Here is a 22,755-nt window from a genome sequence, read left to right as displayed (position 1 = left end):
GATGTCCATGGTGTCTGTCGTACCAGAGAAGGTGGGGAGCCTTCCCGAATGATGAGCGTGCCCACACCGATGGGATCGCCGGGCCGTGACCCGGCCCAGCTCCAGCTTGCCCGGGACATGGTCCTGCCCGCGCTGTGCCAGGCCTTCGGGGCCGCACTGGCGCGTTTCGACGATGCCCTGTTCGACCGTGCCGGCAATGCCGGCTCGTCGCAGTTGCTGTTCCTGGATGCGATGCGCGAGCTGCGCCGGCGTCGCGAGGACATCGCCGGCGCCTTCGCCGGCCACCTGCAGCAGGCCTGGGCGGCATTGGCCGCCGGTGAGCCGCTGTCGGCCGAGGCGACCCTGTCCGGGCCGGCCGAGGACGGCTTGAGCCTGCTGGCCGAGCATGTGCTGGAATCACGGTTGGCGGTGCGCAATTTCGCCACCGTACTGCTGCGTGACTTCAAGCCGGTGCTGGCACGGCTGGACCGCCGCCTGGGCCGCTTGATCGGCGGCGTCGAACTGGACGCGGACCATAATCCGATCAGCCCCGAGCATCTGGGCGTGGCCATCCACGAAGCCTTTGCCGGCTGTGAACTGGCCCCGGAAGTGCATCTGGTGCTGATCAAACTGTGTGAGCGCGACCTGCGCGCACCGGTCGGCCGCATCTACGAGAAGCTGGACGAGCAGCTGGCTGCGGCTGGCGTGATGTCGCAGATGGGCACTCCGCAGCGCCCACCGCCGCCGGCGCCGGATCCGCGCATGGCCGGGATGCTGGATGACCTGGTCGAGCAGCGCCACGGCGCGGGCTTCGATCCGGGCTTCAGCGATGACGAGCAGGCGGCACCGGCCTGGGCGCAGCGCTTCGCCGCCCGCTGGTCCGAGCGCCGCGGGCATATGCAGCAGCACCTGGGCGGCGATGACGGCGCCACCGGCGAGGCCTATGCCGGCCAGCAGGGCATGCTGCTGGAAGCGTTGCACGAACTGCTGCAGCAGACCCGCCACGTGCGTGAGGACGCCACGTCTGCGGCACAGGTGGCGGTCGGCCAGCAGCGACCGCTCAGCCAGCGCGAAATGATGTCGGTGCTGTCGCTGCTGCAGGCCACGCCGAGCGCGACCCTGCGCGCGGCCATCGGCGAGGACGGCGAATCGCTGGCGCAGCGGCTGAAAAGCGAAGTGCTGTCCAGCGCCACCCAGCTTGGCGTCGATCCGGGCCAGACCCGCCTGGACCCGCAGGACGAGGACGCCATCGACCTGGTCGGCATGCTGTTCGACGTGATGCTGGACGAGCGTGAACTGGAGGGCCGCTCACGCGAACTGATCGGCCGCCTGGTGGTGCCTTTCGTCAAGGTGGCCATGCTCGACCGCCGCATGTTCGTGCAGAAGACCCATCCGGCGCGCAAGCTGCTCAACTCGCTGGCCGAGGCCTGCGAGGGCAACACCGGTGAAAGCCAGGCCGAGCGCATGCTGATGGCCAAGGTCGAAGAGATCATCGAGCGCCTGGTGGCCGAGTTCAACGAGAACCTGGCGATCTTCCTGACCCTGGAAGAGGAATTCCGCGAGTTCCTGGTGCAGCATCGCCGCCGCGTGGAAATCGCCGAGCGCCGTGCCGCCGAAACGCAGCGCGGCCAGGAAAAACTGGAAATGGCCCGCACCCGCGCCGGCGCCGAGCTGGACCGCCGTATCGGCGATGCCAGCCTGCCGCCGGCCATTGCCGAATTCCTGCGCCAGCCGTGGCAGCACCACCTGACCCTGGCGCTGCTGCGCGAGGGCGAAGAAGGCGCCTCGGTGGCCGAGGCATTGAGCCTGGGCGACGGCTTGCTGGAGGAAGTGGCCGAGGCGCGCCGCCAGATCGTCGGCAAGCCGTGGCTGCAGGCCTGGCAGCCGGTGTTGGCCAAGGTGTTTGCCAGCGTCGGTGTGCACGGCGATGCGGCCACCGGGGCGATTGACGCCCTGCATGACACGCTGCAGGGCATCGCCGAGTCGCGGCCGGAACTGCAGCGCGCGCTGCCCGAGCTGCCGCAGGTGGCGCTGCCGGCGCCGCCGGTCGCTGAATCGCCAGCGGTGGAACTGGGTGGCCAGATCGACGCCGATGATTTCGACAATGCCGATGCCGACCGCTTCCGCCGCATGGAAATCGGCAACTGGCTCGATTTCGTCGACAAGGACGGCAAGGTGCAGGCCGGCAAGCTGTCCTGGGTCAGCCCGATCTCTTCGCGCCTGCTGTTCGTCAACCGTCGCGGCGTGCGCTTCTGCGTGGCCTCGCCGGAAGAACTGGCGGTGATGGTGCGGCTGGGCCGCCTGCGCGCCCATGTGGATGATGGTGCCTTCGACAGCGCCATGCAGGGGGTGATCGACCGCCTCGACCCGGGCAGCGCCACGCTGCACTGAGCGCGGGCCGCCTGCTAGGATCGGGAAAACTCACCGATCAGCGGGGACCTGCATGGCCGTGGCGTTGCTGGGGATCAAGGAGACCGCGCCGGGCGAACGGCGCGTGGCGTTGACGCCGGAAACCGCGCGCAAACTCGGCGCGCTGGGCATAACGGTCTGGTACGAGGCTGGCGCCGGCCTGGCCGCCGGCTTCACCGATGCGGCCTATGACGATGCCGGCGCACGCGTCTTCGATGCGGGGCGCTGGCCCGAGATCGATATCCTGCTGTGCGTGCAGGCACCTGCGGCGGCAGTGCTGGAGCAGCTCAAGCCCGGGGCCAGCGTGGTCGGCCTGTTGACCCCGGCCAGTGATCCGGCGCTGGCGGCGCTGGCGGACAGCGACCGCCTGTACCTGTTCCCGCTGCAGCAGCTGCCGCGCACCACCCGCGCGCAGGCAATGGATGTACTCAGCTCGCAGGCTGGCATGGCCGGCTACAAGGCGGCGCTGATCGCCGCCGAGCGCGCGCCGCGCTTCTTCCCGATGTTGACCACTGCCGCCGGCACCGTGCGCCCGGCCAAGGTGCTGGTCATCGGCGCCGGCGTGGCGGGCCTGCAGGCCATCGCCACCGCACGCCGTCTCGGTGCGCAGGTGGAAGGGTTCGACGTGCGCCCCGAAACCCGTGAGCAGATCCAGTCCCTGGGCGCGCGCTTCCTCGATCTCGGGGTGAGTGCGGCGGGCGAGGGCGGGTACGCGCGGGCGCTGACCGATGACGAGCGCGCCGAGCAGCAGCGTCGGCTGTCCGACCACCTGCGTGGCGTGGACGTGGTGATCTGCACGGCTGCCGTACCGGGTCGCCCGGCGCCGACGATCGTGACTGCCGCGATGGTGGAAGGCATGGCCACCGGCAGCGTGATTGTCGATCTGGCCGCCGAGAGCGGCGGCAACTGTGCACTGACCCGGCCGGGGCAGTGCATCGAGCATCAGGGCGTGACCATCGATGGCCCGCTGGGCCTGGCCAGTCGCGGTGCGACCCAGGCCAGCGAGATGTATGCGCGCAACCTGCTCAACTTCGTTGCGCTGTTCGTGCGCGAAGGCCAGCTCGGGTTCGACTGGGACGACGAGCTGCTGGCGAAGACCCGCTGGCAGGCGTGAATGACAAGGGTCGGATCCCTTTGCCTCTGGCAAAGGGATCTGACCCCGAACGTGCGGCGGGTCATCCCGGGGTCGGATCCCGTTGCATCAGCAAAGGGCTCTGACCCCGTCCCCGGGGCCTTACCGCGGCTTCGCTGGCGGCGGGTTGTCGCGCACCCAGTCCCGGCGCTGCTCCGGCGTCATCTGCGACCAGCGCTCGCGCAGCGCGTCGCGCTGTGCCGGCGGCATGTCGCGCATCTGCCCGAACAGGGCGCGTGCCTGCTCGCGCTGTTCCGGGCTCATGTGCTCGAAGCGGCGCAGGCCGCGGCGGGCCTTGTCGCGTTCCTCCGGGCTCATCGATTGCCAGCGCTGGCCATGCGAGAGCATGCGCTGGCGCTGGCCGGCATCGGCACTGTTCCAGCGGTCGCGCAGCGGCGCCAGCAGGGACTCACGCTGGGATTCGCTCAGCTGCTCCCACGCAGGCAGCGTGGCGCCCGGCGCAGGGCGTGCAGCAGGCGCGGGCGCTGCGCTCTGCGCCAGCGCCGGGACGGCCGGCAGCAGCGACAGGGTCAACAGCAGCGGCAGGGTAGGCAGTCGGGACATGATTCACTCCATCGCCAGGTCGGTATCGCCCAGCCACAGGTACAGATCGGGATTCTCGTCGTACAGCGCGCTGTTGTCTTCCACCGCCGCCGTCGGCGCTACGGTCGCGGGCCCGGAATGCAGGCCCAGGCCGCTGAACTGCACGCCGACAGCCAGCGCCACCACCAGCGAACAGGCGCTGGCCAGCCACCAGCGCCCGCGCCCGCGGTGGATGGCCGTGGCGCCGTGGCGCGCCTGGCGCAGCCGCGCCAGCGTGGCCGGCGACAGCGCCTGCAGCGACTGCGCGTGCAGGCGGCGCAGGGTGTCATCGGATGGCAGGGAGCGGTTCACGGTCGGGTCTCCAGATAGTCCTGCAGCGCCTGCCGGGCGCGTGCCAGATGGGTCTTTACCGCGCCTTCGCTGCAGCCCATGGCGCGGGCGGTGGTGGCGCCGTCCAGGTCCTGCAGCACGCGCAGGGTGAAGGCTTCGCGCTGGCGGGCGGGCAGGGTGCGCAACGCCTCCACCAGCTGCTGGTACTGCTGGCGCTGTTCGTGCGCCTGCGCCGGGTCCGGGCCGGGGTCGGCCCAGTCGATCCCGCCGCCGTCGGCGTCCGGGGGGTCGCGCCAGAACGGCAGGCGGAAGCGGCGCCGGCGCTGCATGTCGATCACGCGGCGGCGCAGGATGCTCCAGAACAGCGGCGCCCATTCGGCAGCCGGCTTGTCGGCGTAGTCCAGCATGCGCAGCAGCGCATCCTGCACGGCGTCCATCGCGTCTTCGCGCTGGCGCAGGCCGGCCTCGGCGAATCGGAACGCACGCGGGCCGACATTGGCCAGGAACGCTTCCAGCGAGGCCGGCAGGGCGTCGGTCTCGGCGCTCGGGGGGACAGGGCTGCTCACCAGCACAGGGTACGGCTCCTTGCTCGGGGTCACCATCGACAACGCGTGAGCGCCGCCACGGTTGACGCCGGATGCGCAGGGGTTCAGCCCGTGGTTATGATGGGGCGACGAAGACAGAGCAGGAGCGTTGCCGGTGAGTGACGGGTTCGTGGCGCTGTACATCTTCATGCTGGCGGCCATCGCCGGCCACGTGATCATTTCGCGGGTGCCGGTGATCCTGCACACCCCGCTGATGTCGGGCTCCAACTTCATCCACGGCATCGTGCTGATCGGTGCGATGGTGGTGCTGGGGCATGCGCAGACGCCGCTGGAAAAGGCGCTGGGCTTCCTGGCCGTGGTGCTCGGCGCCGGCAACGCCGCCGGTGGCTACGTGGTCACCGCGCGCATGCTGGAAATGTTCAGGCCAAGCGCGCCGAAGGGCGGCAAGGACGAACCGAAGGAGCCGCAGGCTTGAACATCAGCACCGTCGAACTGCTCGATTGGCTGGTCAAGGCCAGCTACCTGGTCGCCGCCACGCTGTTCCTGCTCGGCCTGCAGCGCATGGCCTCGCCGCTGACCGCGCGCAGCGGCATCCGCTGGGCCGGGCTGGGCATGCTGCTGGCCACCGCGGCCACCTTCTTCCTGCCCGAACTGCACAACGTGCCGTTGATCCTGGTGGCACTGCTGCTGGGCGCGGGCCTGGCCTGGTGGTCGGCCGGCAAGGTTGCCATCACCGACATGCCGCAGATGGTGGCGCTGTACAACGGCATGGGTGGTGGCTCGGCGGCGGCGATCGGTGCGGTGGAACTGCTGCGCTATGCCTTCCTGGCCCACCGCGATACCAGCCACTGGAGCGCGCAGGCGCTGGCCGACCTGGCCGCGCGCCAGCCGTCGGGCACGATGCTGCTGCTGGCGGTGGTCGGCGCGGCGATCGGTGCGGTGTCGTTGTCCGGTTCGGTGATCGCCTGGGCCAAGCTGGATGGACGCCTGGACAAGCGCGTGACCTGGCCGGGCCAGCAGGTGATGAACCTGCTGGTGGCCCTGGCGGTGGTGGTGCTGGCGATCATCGCGGCCAGTACGCTCAGCACCTGGGCGATCGTCGCTTTCTTCGTGCTGGCGCTGGCACTGGGCGTGCTGATGACGTTGCCGATCGGTGGCGCCGACATGCCGGTGGTGATCTCGCTGTACAACGCGTTCACCGGCCTGGCGGTGTCGTTCGAAGGTTATGTGCTCGGCAACGAGGCACTGATCATCGCCGGCATGATGGTCGGCGCGGCGGGCATCCTGCTGACGCGGTTGATGGCCAAGGCGATGAACCGGCCGATCCGCAATGTGCTGTTCTCCAACTTCGGCGGCGGCGCCGGTGGCGAAGCACAGGCGATCACCGGTTCGCAGAAGCCGATCGAAGCGGCCGACGTGGCTGCGATGATGGCCTTCGCCGAGCGCGTGGTGATCGTGCCCGGTTACGGCATGGCCGTGGCGCAGGCCCAGCACAAGATCTGGGAACTGGCGCAGCGGCTGGGCCAGCGCGGGGTGAAGGTGAAGTTCGCCATCCACCCGGTCGCCGGACGCATGCCCGGGCACATGAACGTGCTGCTGGCCGAAGCGGGCGTGCCCTACGACCTGGTCGCCGACATGGACGACATCAACCCGGAATTCGCCAACACCGACGTGGTGCTGGTGATCGGTGCCAACGACGTGGTCAATCCGGTGGCGCGCACTGACCCGGCCAGCCCGATCTACGGCATGCCGGTGCTGGACGTGGTCAACGCGCGCAACGTGGTGGTGATCAAGCGCGGCAAGGGCACCGGCTTCGCCGGCATCGAGAATGCGCTGTTCTATGCCGACAACACCCGCATGCTGTATGGCGATGGTGCCGAAGCGGCCGCCTCGCTGGTGAGCGAACTGAAGGCGCTCGACGGCGGGCATTGAGGACCGGGGTCGGTTCCCTTTCCGCAGGAAAGGGCTCTGGCCCCTTTGCCGGCCAGCGGCCGGCACTACCGGATCCACGCGTGGCGGCCGCGCCTGGCAGGTGCGGACCTGGGTCCGCACGCTTTTGCCGGCCAGCGGCCGGCACTACCGGATCCACGCGTGGCGGCCGCACCTGGTAGGTGCGGACCTGGGTCCGCACGCTTTTGCCGGCCAGCGGCCGGCACTACCCGCCCATCCGCGCGTGGCGTGGATCTACGCGATCAGCGCGCCAGGCAGGCGCCTACGGCAACGGCCACGGCCAGCCACAGCCATTCGATCGTGCCGTTGGCGAGGGTGATCAGGGTCCAGGCCAGGTGCGGCCCCATCCGCATCGTGGCGTCCCACAGGTCCAGGCCGATCGAACCGCCCATCCAGGCGCTGGCGATGGCCCAGTTGGCCACCGCGGCCACCAGCAGGGTGCCCAGCACGACCAGGGCGACGCGCAGCCGGCCCGGGCCCAGCGTGCCCAGGCGCAGCATGAACACCAGTTCCAGGGCGGCCAGCACCGCCATCCAGCCGACCTGGCGGCCGGTGATCAGCGCCAGCACCATCCAGGCGAGGGGAGCAACAAGCAGGCCCAGCAACAGCATGAGGGGCCAGAGCCAGGTCACGGTCCTGGCACGCGCGGCATTGGAGGACATCGAAGCTCCCTGAAGATCACCCACAGGATACTGTGGTTTGCCGCAGTGCACCGGCGGTGCCGGGGCGGCTGGGCTAGAATGCCGTCTTGCGTGGCCATGGCCACGGCCCCATATCGGTCCCCATGTATTCCCGTAGCAGCGAACCTGTCCACTTCGAACGCGATTGCGAGGCCGTGATGGTCCCGCAGGGCGACACCGTGACCCTGCCCGCCGGCAGCTATGGGTACATCACCCAGGCGCTGGGCGGCAGTTATTCGGTGTTCGTCGAGGGCAACCTGTTCCGCATCGCCGGCAAGGACGGCGACGCCATCGGCAAGGAAGCACCGGCACCGCTGGAGCTGCCGGCCGACGCCACCGATGAACAGGTGGAACAGCTGGTGTGGCAGCAGCTGCGCACCTGTTTCGACCCGGAAATCCCGGTCAACATCGTCGAACTGGGCCTGGTCTATGAAGTCGAGATCAAGCACCTGGACGAGGGCAAGCGCGAGATCGACGTGAAGATGACCCTGACCGCGCCGGGCTGCGGCATGGGCGAGATCCTGGTCGACGACGTGCGCAGCAAGCTCGAGATGATCCCGACGGTGGCCGAGGCCGACGTCGACCTGGTGTTCGACCCGCCGTGGAACCAGCACATGATGTCCGAGGCGGCCCGGCTCGAGACCGGCATGCTTTGACCCAGGGCCCGCAGTGACGCGGGCCCGGCACTACCCGCAACCAGAACAGGAATCCTCCGGTGTCCCAGTCCATCCCCAGCTTCGCCGTCACCCGTTCGGACCACCCGCGCAGCGCTGAAGAGCGCGCCAAGATCCTGGAGAAGCCGGGCTTCGGCCTGCACTTCACCGATCACATGGTGGAAGTGCGCTGGGACAAGGATGCCGGCTGGCACAACGCCAACGTGCGCGCCTACGGCCCGCTGCAGCTGGACCCGGCCGCGGCCGTGCTGCACTACGGCCAGGAGATCTTCGAAGGCATCAAGGCTTACCGCCATGCCGACGGTTCGATCTGGACCTTCCGCCCCGATGCCAACGGCCGTCGCCTGCAGCGTTCGGCGCAGCGCCTGGCGCTGCCGGAACTGCCGGTGGAGATCTTCGTCGAATCGCTGAAGCAGCTGATCGCCGTCGACAGCGACTGGGTGCCGTCCGCCGATGAGTCGAGCCTGTACTTCCGCCCGTTCATGATCGGCGACGAAGCCTTCCTCGGCGTGCGCGGCGCGCACAAGGCCGGCTACTACGTCATCGCCAGCCCGGCCGGCCCGTACTTCGCCAAGGGCGTGGCCCCGGTGTCGATCTGGTTGTCCACCGAATACGCGCGTGCGGCCAAGGGCGGCACCGGCGCCGCCAAGTGCGGTGGCAACTACGCGGCCTCGCTGCTGCCGCAGCAGAAGGCGCAGGCGCAGGGCTGCTCACAGGTGCTGTTCCTCGACCCGGTCGAAGGCAAGTACCTGGAAGAACTGGGCGGCATGAACGTGTTCCTGGTCTACAAGGACGGCACGCTGGTCACCCCGGAACTGTCCGGCAGCATCCTCGAGGGCATCACCCGCGAGAGCATCCTGCAGCTGGCCCGCGACCGCGGCATGAAGGTCGAAGAGCGCAAGGTCAGCATCGACGAGTGGAAGGACGGCGTGGCCTCCGGTGCGATCAGTGAAGTGTTTGCCTGCGGTACGGCGGCGGTGGTTACCCCGATCGGCCAGCTGAAGGGCGAAGGCTTCGCGGTGGGCGACATCAACGCCCCGGCCGGCGAAGTGACCATGTCGCTGCGCAAGGAGCTGACCGACATCCAGTACGGCCGCCTGCCGGACCGCCACAACTGGCTGGTCAAGCTGGGCTGATCGCCCACGCTCAACTGGAGAGCCGAGCCTACGCTTGGCGGCGTTGTTCCTGGAAAGCCCGTCCCTGTGACGGGCTTTCTGCGTTGTGGGGCCTCCAGATCGCTGCAGAGGACTGCTTGACGCAAATAGGTTTGCAGTGCAAACTATATTCAAGTGGCCACGATGGAGCGTGTCATGCAGCAGCCGTCCGTCATTGATCCTTCCTCGCGCCTGCAGGCGTTGACCCGTGAATACTCGCGTTACTCGCGCAGTGCCGGTGGCCTGTCGGCGATCGCGGGTGGTGTCGCCTGTCTGGCCTCCTTCCTTGCGGGCGCGCTGTTGCCGACCACCCTGGCACTGCGCGTCGCGCTGATCGCCGTCCCGGTGCTGTGGATCGTTGGCAAGCAATGGCTGGCGCGCCGCTACTACCAGCGGCTGGGCCAGGTCGAGGAGCAGGTGACGCCGGCCGAGCGCAACTTCCAGCGCTTCTTCATCGCCTTCACCGCCTTGGTGAGCGTGCTGGTGATCGGCAGCGTGCTGCCCAGGCTGGCGCCGATGGGTGAATTGCCCTGGGATCTGCGCGCCATCGGCTACCTGGCCGTGGTGGCGCTGCTGCCCTGGGTAGTGTGGCGCTGGCTGCGTACACCGCTGGAGTTCATCGTGGGTGTGTTCCTGCTGTGCCAGGCCGCGCTGGCCTTCACCGGGCAGACCTACGATTTCGGGCTGAGCACTGCGGTGTTCCCACTGGCGTCCATTGCGCTGATCGTGGTCGGCTGGCGTGACCACCAGCGGTTCCACCGCCTGCAGGCGGAAATGCGCGCGTTCATGGCCGGACGGACGCTCGTCGAATGACCCGCTTGCCTGATTCGCGCGCGCTGCTCCAGCTCGACCGCCTGATCCACGAACCTGCGCGCCTGCTGATCCTGTCGATCCTGGCCGGCGCCGAGTCTGCCGAGTTCGGCTTTGTCGAACATCTCAGCGGGTTGAGCAAGGGCAACCTGTCCAGTCACCTGAGCAAGCTGGAGGCAGCCGGCCTGGTCGCCATCGAGAAATCGTTCCGTGGCAAGCGCCCGCTGACGACCCTGCAGTTGACGCCACTGGGGCGCACCGCCCTGGCCGAGTACCGCACTCAGCTGGCGGCGATCGTCGCCGGCATTCCCGATCCGGATCGAAAGGACGCCTGACATGACATTGCTCCCGCGCCTGTTTGCAGTTCTGGTTGTTTCCTTCTCTGCCCTCACCGGTGCCGCCGCGGCCACAGATCCGCGCCAGCAGGGAGCCACGCTGACCACGCAGTTCTATGAGGGCCACATCGACGCCCTGTGGGAACGGATGACACCACAGATGCGGGCGGGGCTGCAGTCCCCGCAGAACCTGGTGGCGCTGCGCGAGCAGGTGCTGGCAGGCTGGGGCGCAGAAACCGAGCTGGTCAGCGAGAAGGTCGAGAAGGCTGAGGGATACGACACCTATCTGCGGCAGGCGCGCTTCGCCAAGAGCCAGGCCATCATCCAGGTGCTGTGGGCCATCGACGCTGACGGGCGGATCGGCGGCTTCTACATCCGCCCGCTACAGACCACGCCGCCGCAGGCCGCGGCGAGCGGGTTCCTTGACTACCAGACCCGCACACGGCTGCAACTGCCGTTCAAAGATGAATTCTTCGTGTTCTGGGGCGGCCGCAGTGTCGAACAGAACTACCATGCGGCCCACGCCGGCCAGCGCTTCGCGATGGACCTGCTGGTGGTCCGCGATGGCCGTTCCCATGGTGGAGAGGGTCAGCGCAACGAGGACTATTTCTGCTTTGGCCGGCCAATCCTCGCGCCCGCCGACGGCACGGTGGTGGAGGTGGTCGAGGGCGTCGCCGACAACGTGCCAGGCCAGATGAACGCTGCCCAGCTCACCGGCAACCGCGTCATCCTCGATCACGGCAATGACGAGTACTCGGTGCTGGCGCACCTGCGCCAGGGCAGCGTGCGCGTTGCACAGGGGCAGGTCGTCCGCAGCGGCACGCACCTCGGTGACTGTGGCAACAGCGGCAATTCCTCCGAACCGCACCTGCACTACCAGCTGCAGGCCGGGCCTGCGTTCGGGGTCAGCGCGGCGCTGCCGGCCCAGTTCTCCGGCTATGTGGCCGACGGCCAGCCGGTCGCGCGCGGCGAACCGGTCAAGGGGCAGCACATCCGGCCTGGCGGCGCTGCACACATCGAATAGTCCCTGCACTCGAACGGGGCAGCACGATGGCCGCGCCGATGCTGCGCGGCCATCGGCGTGGAAGTGCACGCCGATGTCGGCAAAGTCATCGGCGGACAGGAAAACGCCCAGTCAGGTGCGTGCAGGGCGTGAGAAAGTCCTTCACCTTCACAAACCCTCGACCCGAAAAGTCTCATATCAGACATTTCATCTTGCTGAAAAGACGCTGAAAATCTTGTGGTGTCCGCTTTTGGTCATTAGCGTCATGTGCACGGCGGATCGATAGGGGGATCCGCTGGCCCGCCGGACTTCGAACCTCGCCAACGCAAGCCAGCCCAGGGTTCGGGCCGGTGCTTCTGCCGATTCCGGCATTCACACCACTAGAAAGGGAAATACGATGTCCCAGGTAACGCAACCGCGTGTGCGTCGAGTGTGGGTGGTCCTTGGTGCGTCCGTTCTGTCATCGCTGCTGCTGGCCACGCCTGCGCTGGCCGGTGACGTCCAGCTCAGCGGCCTGCAGTCCGCGCCGACGCACCAGCGCTTCATCGTGAAGTACCGCGACGGCAGTGCGCCGGTGGCCAACACCACTGCACTGGCGTCTTCGCTGAAGAGTGCCGCCGCCGGCCTGGCCAGCAGCCAGGGGCGCGCGCTGGGCCTGCAGGAAGTCCGCAAGCTGGCCGTGGGCCCGACCCTGGTCAGGACCGATCGCCCGCTCGACCAGGCCGAATCCGAGCTGCTGATGCGCAAGCTCGCTGCCGACCCGAACGTGGAATACGTCGAAGTCGACCAGATCATGCGTGCGACGCTGACCCCGAACGACACCCGCTTCAGTGAACAGTGGGGCTTCGGTACCTCCAATGCGTCGATCAACGTGCAGCCGGCCTGGGACAAGGCCACCGGCACCGGCGTCGTGGTGGCCGTGATCGACACCGGCATCACCAACCATCCCGATCTCAACGCCAACATCCTGCCCGGCTATGACTTCATCAGCGATGCCGCGATGGCGCGCGATGGCGGCGGCCGCGACAGCAACCCGAACGACGAAGGCGACTGGTATGGCGCCAACGAGTGCGGCTCGGGCATCCCGGCGTCCAACTCCAGCTGGCACGGCACCCACGTCGCCGGCACCGTGGCGGCGGTGACCAACAACAGCACCGGCGTGGCCGGCACGGCGTTCAACGCCAAGGTCGTCCCGGTGCGCGTGCTCGGCAAGTGCGGCGGCTATACCTCCGACATCGCCGATGCCATCGTGTGGGCCTCCGGCGGTACCGTCAGTGGCGTGCCGGCCAATGCCAATCCGGCGGAAGTCATCAACATGTCGCTGGGCGGCGGCGGCACCTGCTCGGCCACCTACCAGAACGCGATCAACGGCGCAGTCAGCCGCGGCACCACCGTGGTGGTCGCCGCTGGCAACAGCAACACCAACGTGTCCTCGTCGGTGCCGGCCAACTGCGCCAATGTGATCGCAGTGGCGGCCACGACCTCGGCCGGTGCGCGGGCCAGCTTCTCCAACTATGGTGCCGGCATCGACATTTCCGGCCCGGGCCAGAGCATCCTGTCCACCCTCAACACCGGCACCACCACGCCGGGCAGCGCCAGCTACGCGTCCTACAACGGCACCTCGATGGCGGCCCCGCATGTGGCCGGTGTGGTTGCACTGATGCAGTCGGTGGCGCCGAGCCCGCTGAGCCCGGCGCAGGTCGAGAGCATCATCAAGAGCACCGCACGCCCGCTGCCGGGCGCCTGCTCGGGGGGCTGCGGCGCCGGCATCATCGACGCCAACGCGGCGGTCACCGCAGCGATCAACGGCGGTGGCAACCCGAACCCGGGTGGCAACGTGCTGCAGAACAATGTGCCGGTGACCGGCCTGGGCGCCGCGACCGGTGCCGAGCTGAACTACACCGTCGCCGTCCCGGCCGGCAGCACCCAGTTGCGCGTGGCGATCAGTGGCGGCAGCGGTGATGCCGACCTGTACGTGCGCCAGGGCAGTGCCCCGACCGATACCACCTACACCTGCCGCCCGTACCTGAGTGGCAACAGCGAGACCTGCACCATCAACAGTCCCGCCGCCGGCACCTGGTACGTGCGGGTGAAGGCGTACAGCACCTTCTCGGGCGTGACCCTCAGCGCCCAGTACTGAGCCCAAGACCCTCTCCAAGGGCACGCCCTGGCTTCGGCCGGGGCGTTTTTTCCTGGGTGGATGTCGACCCTGGTCGGCGCCCTGTTCCTCAGACCGACTCGAAGCGGTTGGCCGCCACGTTCTTGCGCACGTGCTGCGGGTCGAAGATCCGCCCGTTCATCGCGATGTACACGCCACTCGGCAGCGACTGCACCGCACCGATCGCACAGCCGATGTTGAACTCGGCATCCGAGCCGCGGAAGCGGGCCGGGCTCAGCGCGCCGGTCATCACGATGGTCTTGTCCGGGATCGTCGCCAGCACCTTGCCGGTCTGCACCATCGAATCGGTGCCATGGGTCACCAGCACATGCCGGGTCGGCTGCGCGGCGATGGTGGCACGGATCAGCTCGCGGTCCTCGTCGTTGATGTGCAGCGAATCCTTGCGCAGGATCGGGATCACGTTGAAGCGGAACGTCACGCCCAGCTCGCGCAGGATCATGCCGATCTGCGGATCGCCGATCTGGTAGTCCGACTTGTCGTCGAAGTAGATCTTGTCGATCGTGCCACCGGTGGTGACGACCAGGAGCTCTTCCATCATGTGCATGCGCGAAACCAGGACAGGGACTGCGGCGCGGGGCCAGGAATGCAGATGATAAGGCCCTGCGCGCGCAGCGTCAGCGCCGCCTGCCGAAGCGGGCGCGCAGGCCGGGCAGGCTGGCGCTGAAGATCACCAGCAGCGCCAGCGCGATCTCGATCAGCGCCAGCCAGCGTGTTTCCGGGTGGCTCCAGGCGCTCATCACGCCGTGGCTGAACCAGCCCAGCGCCAGCACCGAGGCCCAGAAGCCGGCCTTGCGCCAGCCCAGGCGCACGGCGATGGCCAGTGCCAGCGGTGGGGCGGTGAACACCAGCTGGGTGGCCAGCCAGTGCCTGTCATTGATGAACCAGCCGGCGAACAGCGCGGCCAGCGCCATCAGGGCCAGCAGCAGCACCGTGCGCGGCGCCCGGCTCATCGGGCCAACCGCTGCGCGATGTCGGCCACCCGGCGCCCCAGCGCGCGCGCCAGCACCGCTTCGTCGTCGGTCGGCTGCGGATCGTCGGCCGCACCGGCCACATGGCTTGCGCCGTAGGGCGTACCGCCGCTGGTGGTATGGCTCAGCGCCGGCTCGGTGAACGGGATGCCGACGATCACGCAGCCGTGGTGCAGCAGTGGCACCTGCATCGACAGCAGGGTCGACTCCTGCCCGCCGTGCATTGACGCGGTGGAGGTGAACACGCCCGCCGGTTTGCCGGACAGGGTGCCGTTGACCCATTCGGCGCCCAGCCCGTCCAGGAAGTGCTTGACCGGCGCGGCCATGTTGCCGAAGCGGGTGGGGCTGCCCAGCAGCAGGCCCTGGCATTCGGCCAGGTCCTGCACGCTCACGTAGGGCGCGCCATCGTCGGGTACCGGTGGCTGCGCGGTCTGGGTCACGGCAGCCACCGGCGGCACCGTGCGCAGGCGCGCGGTCATGCCCGGCACTTCGCCGATGCCCCGCGCGATCTGGCGCGCCAGCCGTGCCACCGAACCGCCCCGGCTGTAGTACAGCACCAGAATCTCGCCCATCGTGCCCGCTTCTCCTCGTCGTGTGGCCGCCAGTATGGCTATCCTGCGAGCATTCCGCATCGGGTACCCTTTCGCCGATGGAACCTTTGGATACGCTCAACCTGTGGATGGAGCGCGCGCGGGATCGCGCACGGGCCATCAGCTTCGGCCGCTTCCTGTGGCACCGCTTCCTCGACGACCGCCTGTTCCAGGCAGCGGCGGCGCTGGCGTACACCACGGTGTTCGCGCTGGTGCCGCTGGCGATCGTGGTGTTCGGTGTGCTGTCGGCCTTCCCCGTCTTCGACCGCTGGAGCGACCAGCTCAGCGACTACGTGTTCTCCAACTTCGTGCCCTCCGCGGCACGTGCCGCCGAAGGCTACCTGCGGCAGTTCTCGGCCAGTGCCGGGCAGCTGACGGCGGCCGGCTTCATCGCGCTGGTGGTATCGCTGCTGATCACGCTCAACAGCGTGGAAGAGACCTTCAACCAGATCTGGCGGGTCGGCTCGACCCGGCCCAAGCTGACCCGCTTCCTGGTCTACTGGACCGTGCTGACCCTGGGCGCGATGCTTGCCGCTGCGTCTCTGGCCGTATCGGCGCGGGTGTTCGCCATGCCGTTGTTCGGTACCCAGGAGGGCCGGTGGCTGGCCGAACTGGCGCTGCGGCTGGCGCCGATCCTGATCGAGTTCGTCTGCATCACGCTGATGTTCCGGGTGGTGCCGCACCACACGGTGAAATGGCGGCATGCCGTGCCCGGCGCGATCTTGGCGGCGGTCATCCTGGAACTGGTGAAGTGGGGCATCGGTGCCTATCTGGGCAGCTTCCAGTCCTACCAGAAGCTGTATGGCACGGTGGCGTTCGTGCCGATCCTGCTGCTGTGGATCTACCTGTGCTGGGTGGCGGTGCTGCTGGGGGCGTCGCTGGCTTCGTCGATGGCCGCCTTCCGCTACCAGCCGGTGGAACTGCGCCTGCCGCAGGGCTATGAGTTCTATGGACTGCTGCGCCTGCTCGGCCGCTTCCAGCATGCACGGGCCAAGGGCAAAGGCCTGGCCGATGACGAGATCCTGCGGCTGGAGCCGATGCTGACCGATTCGCTGCTGCAGGACCTGATCTGCAACCTGCAGGAGATCGACCTGCTGCGCCGCGATGAGCGCGGCGAGTGGCTGCTGTCACGCGACCTGGACCAGGTCAGCCTGGCCGATCTGTACGAATGCACCCAGCTGCGCATCCCGGTGGCCGAGCAGCATCTGCCGTACCGTGACGACAGCCTGGGCCGTGCCGCGTTGGCGGCGCTGGACGATCTGCGGCTGCCCCTGCGCGAACGCCTGAAGCGCCGGGTCAGCGATATCTATACCGATTCTGGAGACATGCCATGACCCGCAAGACCCCGTTGCCGCTGCTGCTTCCAGTGGCCCTGATGCTGGCCCTGGTGGCCTGCAAGCCGGCCCAGGAACCGGCGCCGGCCAGCAGCCAGCCGCCGGCGCAGGCGCCCACCCCGAGTGCCCCGGCACCTGCGGAGGAGACGCCAGCCGAGCGCACCACGGCCGAGTTCCCGACACTGAAGATGAAGGCGGTGGACGGCAGCGACTACGACCTGGCCGCGCATCGCGGGAAGTGGGTGGTGGTGAACTTCTGGGCCACCTGGTGCGCGCCGTGCCGCAAGGAGATGCCCGAGCTGTCGGCGTTGCATGCGATGCGCAGCAACATCGAAGTGGTCGGCCTGGCCTATGAGGACATCGCGGCACCGGAAATGCAGTCGTTCCTGGCCAAGCATCCGGTGACCTATCCGATCGTCATCGTGGATCCGTTCGAGCCGCCGGCGGACTTCGCCACACCGCGCGGCCTGCCGCTGACGCATCTGCTGGACCCGCAGGGCAAGCTGGCGCATACGTTCCTTGGCCCGGTGACCGCCGCCGACATCGAAAAGCAGATCGCTGCTGCCAAGTAATGGGGTTGGGCGGCAGGGCCTGCGGCCCTGCACCCGCGGTAGTGCCGGCCGCTGGCCGGCAGCAACAGCGGGCTATCCGTGGGATGGCGGGGCGGTGTCGGAGTGCGGGGACGCTGCAAGTACGTCCCTGTAAGCTTGGCAGCCGCATCCATGCGGCTGACACCCCGCACTCCGACACCGCCCCACCTCTGACAGATTTCTGCGATCTGGTAGATCCACGCCGTGCGTGGATGAATTTCTGTCAGATATCGAAATCAATCTGGGGTCGGATCCGTTTTCCTGCGGAAAACGGATCCGACCCCATGCCATTCCGACAGCTCGCAAGAATCTGTCGAAGGCGGGGTGGGTCCGGTTGCGGTGGCGTGAGCCGCATGGGCGCGAGGCATGCCTCGGGCGGGTTGGGCAGGACGCCCAACCCCGGTCTTGCCGTGTGCGCAGGACAGCGCACACGAGCAAGCTGCGACCGAGCTTACAGGGACGTACTTGCAGCGTCCCCCGCAACCGGACTCACCCCGCCATCCCTAGGAAGCCCGCCGTTGCTGTTGCTTCGGCTGTTGCTGTTGCTGCCGGCCAGCGGCCGGCACTACCGCAGGTGCAGGGCCGCAGGCCCTGCCGACCCACCCTAATCCTCGACCGGGAAGTCCTCGATCGGCTTCAGCACATCGTAGTGCTCGCGATGCAGCTTGCCCTTCAGCTTCGGCAGCTCCGGCAACGGCGCGTCCACCCGCGTGTCCGGCAACCGGTCCAGCAGGTTGCGCACCAGCGTCAACCGGCCCAGCCGCTGGTCATTGAAATCCACCAGCGTCCACGGCGCCGCCTCGCGATGCGTCGCGCGCAGCATCGCCTCGCGGGCTTCGGTATAGGCGCTGTACTTGCTGCGCGATTTCAGGTCGACCGGGGACAGCTTCCAGCCCTTCAGTGGATCGAGATGGCGCTCGGCGAAGCGCTTTTCCTGCTGCTCCTGGTCCACGCACAGCCAGTACTTGAACAGCAGGATGCCGTCGTCCACCAGCAGCTGCTCGAACACCGGTGCCTGGCGCAGGAACTGCTGGTACTCGGTTTCGCTGCAATAGCCCATCACCCGCTCGACGCCCGCGCGGTTGTACCAGCTGCGGTCCATCAGCACGATCTCGCCGGCGGCGGGAAGATGCGAGGCATAGCGCTGGAAATACCACTGCGTGGCTTCGCGGTCGGTAGGCTTGGGCAACGCCACCACCCGGCATTGGCGCGGGTTGAGATGCTGGCTGATGGCCTGGATCGCGCCGCCTTTGCCTGCCGTATCCCGTCCCTCGAACAGCACCAGCAGGCGTTGCCCGCTGTGCTGCACCCAGCGCGCCATCGCGGTCAGTTCCAGCTGCAGCGGCAGCAGCAGTTCGTCGTAGTCCTTGCGCTTGAGCTTGGCCATCGTCACACCACGCGGGGAGGAAGCCCGAGCGTAGCGCAGCGGTGGCTCAGGCGATGTCGACGCCCTGCCAGCCCTGCTCGCTGGCCAGTCGCTGCAGCAGCGCCGACAGGTCGCGGGCGAACCCGGCCATGTCGAACAGGCCACTGCGGTCGCGCGCCTGCGCCAGCTCGGCGCGCAGCGCGGCCAGGGCCGATGGGTCGTTGCCCAATGCGCTGGCGGCGGCGATGAACGCCGCATCGTCGACAACATTCATCCGCGAAAGACCCAGATGATGGTTGAGGCTGCCGGCCACGCGCGCGGCGAAGGTATCGCCCGGGCAGGTCAGCACCGGGCAGCCGGCCCACAGCGCATCGGAAGCGGTGGTGTGCGCGTTGTACGGATGCGTGTCGAGGAACAGGTCGGCCAGTTGATACCGGGCGAGGTACTGCGGGTGCGGCAGCTTGGCCATGAACACCAGGCGCGCCGGATCCACGCCCGCCGCCTGCGCGGCAGCGCGCAGGCGGGCGTCGGCCTGGCCCGGGCCGGACAGCAGCCACAGCACGCTGCCAGGCACCGCCTGCAGCACGGCGAACGCGCGGCCCATGCTGCGCGGGTTGAGCTTGTAGCTGTTGTTGAAGCAGCAGAACACCACGCCCTGTGCGGGCAGGCCGCACTCGGCGCGGGACGGGGACGGCTCCAGCGTGCGGGTGTTGTCCGAGGGCTGGAAGGCGCGCGGCAGGCGCAGGACGCGTTCGCTGAAGTGCGGTTCCAGCGATGCCGGCAGCACGAATTCATCGGCGACCACGGCGTCCAGCCACCGCGCGCCCGAGGTGCCGGGGTAGGCCAGCCAGTTCAGCTGCAGCGGGGCAGGGCGCATCGCCAGCACTTCGGGCGTGCCTCCGCCGCCCCAGCCGCGCAGGTCGAACAGCAGGTCGATGCCCTGTGCGCGGATGCGGGCCGCGATGTCGGCATGCCGCAGCGCGGCCACGTCATGCAGGCGGGTCGCGGCCTGCAGGCGGTCGCGGATGCGGCTGCCATCGGCGCGGTTCAGCGCGAACAGGTGCAGCTGCAGTGCCGGGTCATGACGCAGGTGTTCGAGCAGGGCCACGGTCAGCAGCCCGGTGGGATGGGCACCGAAGCCATTGGAAAGGAAGCCGACGCGCAACGGGCCGCGCGTGCGCATCTTCACCGCTGGCAAGGGCCGCACCGAGCCGGCGATGACAGCGGCGCGCGCCCGTGCACAGGCCAGCTGCTCGGCGGCGCTGGCGTCTTCGCTGAGGAAGGCGAAGGGTTCCACCGCACCCTGCCCGGAAGCGAGCGCGGCGCGTACCTGCGTGGACAGCGCGTCCACGTCCTGCCAGTCACACAGGCGGCGCTGCCAGGCCAGGCGCTGGGCCGCGATGTAGGGCTCGTCGGGCATCAGCGCATGCGCGCGGCGATAGGCCGCTGCCGCGCCCTCGGCATCATCGGCATCTTCCAGTGCATGCCCCAGCCACAGCGCGATGCCCGGGTGCTGCGGCGCCAATGCCGAGGCCTGGCCGAGCAGCGCCGCCGCGTCGGCATGCGCGCCGGCCATCCAGGCCACGCGGCCCAGGCGCGCCAGTGCCTCGGGGTGGTTCGGGCGCAGCTGCAATGCACGTCGTGCGGCCTGCTCGCCGGCGGCGATGTCGCCGGCTTCCAGCTCCACGTCGGCCAGCATCACCCAGGCGACGAAGTCACCGGGCTGGCGTGCGATCGCCTGCTGCAGGTGCTGCCGCTGCTGCCAGGCCGACATCGTGCTCAGCCCGCCGACAGCTGGGCCAGGGCATCGACCTGGTGTTCGTGGCTGAGCCGCTGCAGCAGCGGGTCGAGGTCGCCGGCGAGGATGTTGGGCAGGTCGTACAGGGTCAGGCCTTCCACGCGATGGTCGGTGATCCGGCCCTGCGGGAAGTTGTAGGTGCGGATGCGCTGGCTGCGGTCGCCGCTGCCGACCTGCAGGCGCCGCGATTCGGCCTGCGCGGCGTCCTGGCGCTGGCGCTCGGCATCGAGCAGCTGCGCCTTCAGGCGCTTCATCGCCTTGTCGCGGTTGGCGTGCTGGCTGCGCTCGGTCTGGCACTCCACCACCACGCCGGTCGGCACGTGGGTGATGCGGATCGCCGATTCGGTCTTGTTGACGTGCTGGCCACCGGCGCCGGACGAGCGGAACGTATCCACCTTCAGGTCGGCCGGGTTGATGACGATGTCATCGACCTCGTCGGCCTCGGGAATGATCGCCACAGTCGCCGCCGAGGTGTGGATGCGGCCCTGTGATTCGGTGGCCGGCACGCGCTGCACGCGATGCGTGCCCGATTCGAACTTCAGGCGCGAGAACGCACCGCGGCCGACCACGCGCGCCACCACTTCCTTGTAGCCCCCATGCTCACCCGGGCTGTCCGATTCGATCTCGACCTTCCAGCCCTGGCGTTCGGCATAGCGGGCGTACATGCGGAACAGGTCGCCGGCGAAGATCGCCGCCTCATCGCCGCCGGTGCCGGCGCGCACTTCCAGGAACAGGTTGCCGTCGTCGCGCGGGTCACGCGGCACCAGCAGCAGCGCAAGCTCCTGCTCCAGTGCCTGCAGGCGCGCCTGCGCGGCGGCGATTTCCTCCTCGGCCAGCTCGCGCAGGTCGGGGTCGGCGCGCATGCCTTCGGCGGCGGCCAGGTCGGCCTTGGCACGGGCTTCATCGGCCAGTGCAGTGGCGACCGGTTCAAGTTGGGCGAATTCGCGCGAAAGGTCGCGGAAACGGGTGTTGTCGGCGACCACGTCGGGTTCGGCGAGCAGGCGTTCCAGTTCTTCGCGGCGCTCGGCCAGCGCTTCCAGCTTACGGCGCAGGGTCGGCGTCATCGGGTCTCACGGGTGGGTGGCGGTAACCCGGCGTGGCCGGGAACAGGCGCTCGGCGGCGCGGGTCAGGTCGGCATCGCCGCTCAGCGCGGCCGCGCGCAGGGCGGCGGTCGGCGGATGCAGCAGGCGGTTGGTCAGGCCATGGGCCAGCAGTTCCAGCACTTCGTCGGCGGGCTTGCCGTTGGCCAGCTGCTGGCGCGCACGCTCCAGCAGCTCGGCGCGGGTGGCTTCGCCAAACGCGCGCAGCTGCCGCAGCGGTGCCTGGTGGGCGCTGGCCTGCTGGGTCTCGATGAAACGCGACACCTGCAGGTCGATGATCGCCTCGGCCTCGGCGGCGGCCTCGCGGCGGCCACGACGGTTGTCTTCCACCGCGCGTTCCAGGTCATCGACGGTGTAGAGGAAGGCGTCGTTGAGCGTGCCGACCTCGGCTTCGATGTCGCGCGGCACGGCCAGGTCGAACAGCAGCATCGGCTTGTGCCGGCGCGCGCGCAGGGCCTTGGCCACCATCTCGCGATGGATCACCGGTTCGCGCGCGGCGGTGGCCGAGAACACGATGTCGGCCTCGCCGAGGTGGCGATCCAGTTCGGTCAGCGGCAACGCCACGCCGCCATGGCGGCTGGCCAGTTCCTGCGCGTGGGCCAGGGTGCGGTTGGCGATCAGCAGCCGCCGTACCTTGCCTTCACTCAGGTGCCGTGCAGCCAGTTCGATGGTCTCGCCGGCACCGACCAGCAGGACGGTGGAGTCGTCCAGCCGGGCGAACGCGTTCTGTGCCAGGCGCACGGCCGCCGAGGCCACCGACACCGGGTTGGTGCCGATCTGGGTATCGGTGCGCGCACGCTTGGCCACCGAGAAGGTCTGCTGGAACAGGCGGTCCAGGCGTTGGCCGAGCAGTCCGTGGTCGCGCGCCGTCGACCAGGCCTCCTTCACCTGGCCGAGGATCTGCGGCTCGCCCAGCACCATCGAGTCCAGGCCGGTGGCGACCCGGAACAGGTGGCGCACGGCTTCGGCATCGGCGTGCTGGTACAGATAGCCCTGCAGGTCGCCGGCCTGGCTGTGCAGCCACTGGTCCAGCGCCTGCGCCGACTCGGCCACGGCGTACAGCTCGGTGCGGTTGCAGGTGGACAGCAGGACCGCCTCGGCAATCTGCGGGGTGTCGCGCAGCGAACCCAGCGCACGCGGCAACGCCTCACCGGCGAAGGCCGCGCGCTCGCGCAGCTCCACCGGTGCGGTCTGGTGATTCAGTCCGAGCACCCACAGGGTCATTGTTCAGTTGCTTGCGATAAGCTGCTGGCCATTGGACGACATTTTAAGGCCCCGATGCCGA

The 22,755-nt window shown here is 68.7% G+C and carries 23 protein-coding genes; 12 read left to right on the top strand and 11 right to left on the bottom strand.

What is annotated here, in order from left to right:
* Positions 1-48: 48 nt before the first annotated feature.
* Both pacR and AC5P9C_RS18435 read left to right on the top strand, forming a co-directional pair.
* Positions 49-2,370 carry a PacR family protein gene (gene pacR, locus AC5P9C_RS18440; protein ID WP_049465748.1) on the top strand — a complete coding sequence of 774 codons (2,322 nt, stop codon included), beginning with the start codon at positions 49-51 and terminating at the stop codon, positions 2,368-2,370.
* Between the two features lie 52 nt (positions 2,371-2,422).
* The gene (locus AC5P9C_RS18435; protein ID WP_057493435.1) at positions 2,423-3,502 is read left to right on the top strand and encodes an NAD(P) transhydrogenase subunit alpha; all 1,080 of its coding nucleotides are present in this window, start codon (positions 2,423-2,425) and stop codon (positions 3,500-3,502) included.
* A gap of 120 nt (positions 3,503-3,622) precedes the next feature.
* Here the strand turns inward: AC5P9C_RS18435 and AC5P9C_RS18430 are convergent, their stop codons facing one another.
* Genes AC5P9C_RS18430 through AC5P9C_RS18420 form a run of 3 tightly spaced genes read right to left on the bottom strand, consistent with a single transcriptional unit; the run spans position 3,623 to position 4,995 of the window.
* Positions 3,623-4,084 carry a DUF3106 domain-containing protein gene (locus AC5P9C_RS18430; RefSeq protein WP_057493434.1) on the bottom strand — a complete coding sequence of 154 codons (462 nt, stop codon included), beginning with the start codon at positions 4,082-4,084 and terminating at the stop codon, positions 3,623-3,625.
* 3 nt (positions 4,085-4,087) lie between these two features.
* A complete protein-coding gene (locus AC5P9C_RS18425) occupies positions 4,088-4,414 on the bottom strand; it encodes a hypothetical protein (RefSeq protein WP_049465754.1) in 327 nt (108 codons plus the stop codon).
* Positions 4,411-4,995, bottom strand: a complete 585-nt coding sequence (locus AC5P9C_RS18420) for an RNA polymerase sigma factor (RefSeq protein WP_495205237.1) — start codon at positions 4,993-4,995, stop codon at positions 4,411-4,413. Before AC5P9C_RS18420 ends, AC5P9C_RS18425 begins: the two co-directional genes overlap by 4 nt.
* 97 nt (positions 4,996-5,092) lie before the next feature.
* On the opposite strand from AC5P9C_RS18420, the gene AC5P9C_RS18415 reads away from it, so the two are divergent.
* Entirely contained in the window at positions 5,093-5,413 is a 321-nt protein-coding gene (locus tag AC5P9C_RS18415; protein WP_049465758.1) for an NAD(P) transhydrogenase subunit alpha part 2, read from the top strand.
* On the top strand, positions 5,410-6,870 hold the full coding sequence (locus tag AC5P9C_RS18410; RefSeq protein WP_343540726.1) for an NAD(P)(+) transhydrogenase (Re/Si-specific) subunit beta: 1,461 nt from the start codon (positions 5,410-5,412) through the stop codon (positions 6,868-6,870). The genes AC5P9C_RS18415 and AC5P9C_RS18410 overlap by 4 nt, the downstream gene beginning before the upstream one ends.
* Positions 6,871-7,130: 260 nt before the next feature.
* Here AC5P9C_RS18410 and AC5P9C_RS18405 read toward each other — a convergent pair whose 3' ends face one another.
* Positions 7,131-7,550 carry a hypothetical protein gene (locus AC5P9C_RS18405; RefSeq protein WP_074725612.1) on the bottom strand — a complete coding sequence of 140 codons (420 nt, stop codon included), beginning with the start codon at positions 7,548-7,550 and terminating at the stop codon, positions 7,131-7,133.
* A 122-nt stretch (positions 7,551-7,672) separates the two neighbouring features.
* Here AC5P9C_RS18405 and sufT point away from each other — a divergent pair, with 122 nt between their 5' ends.
* The 6 genes from sufT to AC5P9C_RS18375 all read left to right on the top strand — a co-directional run bounded on the left by sufT (position 7,673) and on the right by AC5P9C_RS18375 (position 13,684).
* Positions 7,673-8,224, top strand: coding sequence for a putative Fe-S cluster assembly protein SufT (gene sufT, locus AC5P9C_RS18400; RefSeq protein WP_005415385.1), 552 nt, complete (start codon positions 7,673-7,675; stop codon positions 8,222-8,224).
* A gap of 59 nt (positions 8,225-8,283) precedes the next feature.
* Positions 8,284-9,378: a branched-chain amino acid aminotransferase gene (locus AC5P9C_RS18395; protein ID WP_049465764.1), complete on the top strand. Its 1,095-nt coding sequence runs from the start codon at positions 8,284-8,286 to the stop codon at positions 9,376-9,378.
* 174 nt (positions 9,379-9,552) lie between these two features.
* Positions 9,553-10,209 carry a hypothetical protein gene (locus AC5P9C_RS18390; RefSeq protein ID WP_074725613.1) on the top strand — a complete coding sequence of 219 codons (657 nt, stop codon included), beginning with the start codon at positions 9,553-9,555 and terminating at the stop codon, positions 10,207-10,209.
* A complete protein-coding gene (locus AC5P9C_RS18385) occupies positions 10,206-10,541 on the top strand; it encodes a transcriptional regulator (protein ID WP_049465767.1) in 336 nt (111 codons plus the stop codon). Before AC5P9C_RS18390 ends, AC5P9C_RS18385 begins: the two co-directional genes overlap by 4 nt.
* Position 10,542: 1 nt before the next feature.
* The gene (locus AC5P9C_RS18380; protein ID WP_343540729.1) at positions 10,543-11,565 is read left to right on the top strand and encodes a M23 family metallopeptidase; all 1,023 of its coding nucleotides are present in this window, start codon (positions 10,543-10,545) and stop codon (positions 11,563-11,565) included.
* Positions 11,566-11,941: 376 nt separating this feature from the next.
* Positions 11,942-13,684, top strand: a complete 1,743-nt coding sequence (locus AC5P9C_RS18375) for a S8 family peptidase (RefSeq protein WP_049465771.1) — start codon at positions 11,942-11,944, stop codon at positions 13,682-13,684.
* An 88-nt stretch (positions 13,685-13,772) separates the two neighbouring features.
* On the opposite strand, the gene AC5P9C_RS18370 is transcribed toward AC5P9C_RS18375, so the two are convergent.
* The 3 genes from AC5P9C_RS18370 to wrbA all read right to left on the bottom strand — a co-directional run bounded on the left by AC5P9C_RS18370 (position 13,773) and on the right by wrbA (position 15,263).
* Entirely contained in the window at positions 13,773-14,258 is a 486-nt protein-coding gene (locus AC5P9C_RS18370; protein ID WP_010481766.1) for an asparaginase domain-containing protein, read from the bottom strand.
* A 79-nt stretch (positions 14,259-14,337) separates the two neighbouring features.
* Positions 14,338-14,673, bottom strand: a complete 336-nt coding sequence (locus AC5P9C_RS18365) for a DUF2069 domain-containing protein (RefSeq protein WP_343540732.1) — start codon at positions 14,671-14,673, stop codon at positions 14,338-14,340.
* A complete protein-coding gene (wrbA, locus tag AC5P9C_RS18360) occupies positions 14,670-15,263 on the bottom strand; it encodes an NAD(P)H:quinone oxidoreductase (protein ID WP_049465775.1) in 594 nt (197 codons plus the stop codon). Before wrbA ends, AC5P9C_RS18365 begins: the two co-directional genes overlap by 4 nt.
* 77 nt (positions 15,264-15,340) lie before the next feature.
* On the opposite strand from wrbA, the gene AC5P9C_RS18355 reads away from it, so the two are divergent.
* Both AC5P9C_RS18355 and AC5P9C_RS18350 read left to right on the top strand, forming a co-directional pair.
* Entirely contained in the window at positions 15,341-16,615 is a 1,275-nt protein-coding gene (locus tag AC5P9C_RS18355; protein ID WP_049465777.1) for a YihY family inner membrane protein, read from the top strand.
* Positions 16,612-17,187, top strand: coding sequence for a TlpA family protein disulfide reductase (locus AC5P9C_RS18350; RefSeq protein ID WP_312580312.1), 576 nt, complete (start codon positions 16,612-16,614; stop codon positions 17,185-17,187). Before AC5P9C_RS18355 ends, AC5P9C_RS18350 begins: the two co-directional genes overlap by 4 nt.
* Before the next feature lie 622 nt (positions 17,188-17,809).
* Here AC5P9C_RS18350 and ppk2 read toward each other — a convergent pair.
* The 4 genes from ppk2 to hemA are packed head-to-tail and all read right to left on the bottom strand — an operon-like array spanning position 17,810 to position 22,694.
* Positions 17,810-18,592 carry a polyphosphate kinase 2 gene (gene ppk2, locus AC5P9C_RS18345; RefSeq protein ID WP_005408184.1) on the bottom strand — a complete coding sequence of 261 codons (783 nt, stop codon included), beginning with the start codon at positions 18,590-18,592 and terminating at the stop codon, positions 17,810-17,812.
* A gap of 46 nt (positions 18,593-18,638) precedes the next feature.
* Positions 18,639-20,345 carry an O-linked N-acetylglucosamine transferase, SPINDLY family protein gene (locus AC5P9C_RS18340; RefSeq protein ID WP_343540734.1) on the bottom strand — a complete coding sequence of 569 codons (1,707 nt, stop codon included), beginning with the start codon at positions 20,343-20,345 and terminating at the stop codon, positions 18,639-18,641.
* Positions 20,346-20,350: 5 nt separating this feature from the next.
* The gene (gene prfA, locus AC5P9C_RS18335; protein ID WP_049468710.1) at positions 20,351-21,433 is read right to left on the bottom strand and encodes a peptide chain release factor 1; all 1,083 of its coding nucleotides are present in this window, start codon (positions 21,431-21,433) and stop codon (positions 20,351-20,353) included.
* Complete coding sequence (gene hemA / locus AC5P9C_RS18330) at positions 21,411-22,694, bottom strand: glutamyl-tRNA reductase (protein WP_049468712.1); 1,284 nt, start codon at positions 22,692-22,694, stop codon at positions 21,411-21,413. The genes prfA and hemA overlap by 23 nt, the downstream gene beginning before the upstream one ends.
* Between the last annotated feature and the right edge of the window lie 61 nt (positions 22,695-22,755).

The organism is Stenotrophomonas sp. YJH_SMC_10 (assembly GCF_059371555.1).
This window is presented reverse-complemented; position numbering and strand designations above follow the sequence as displayed.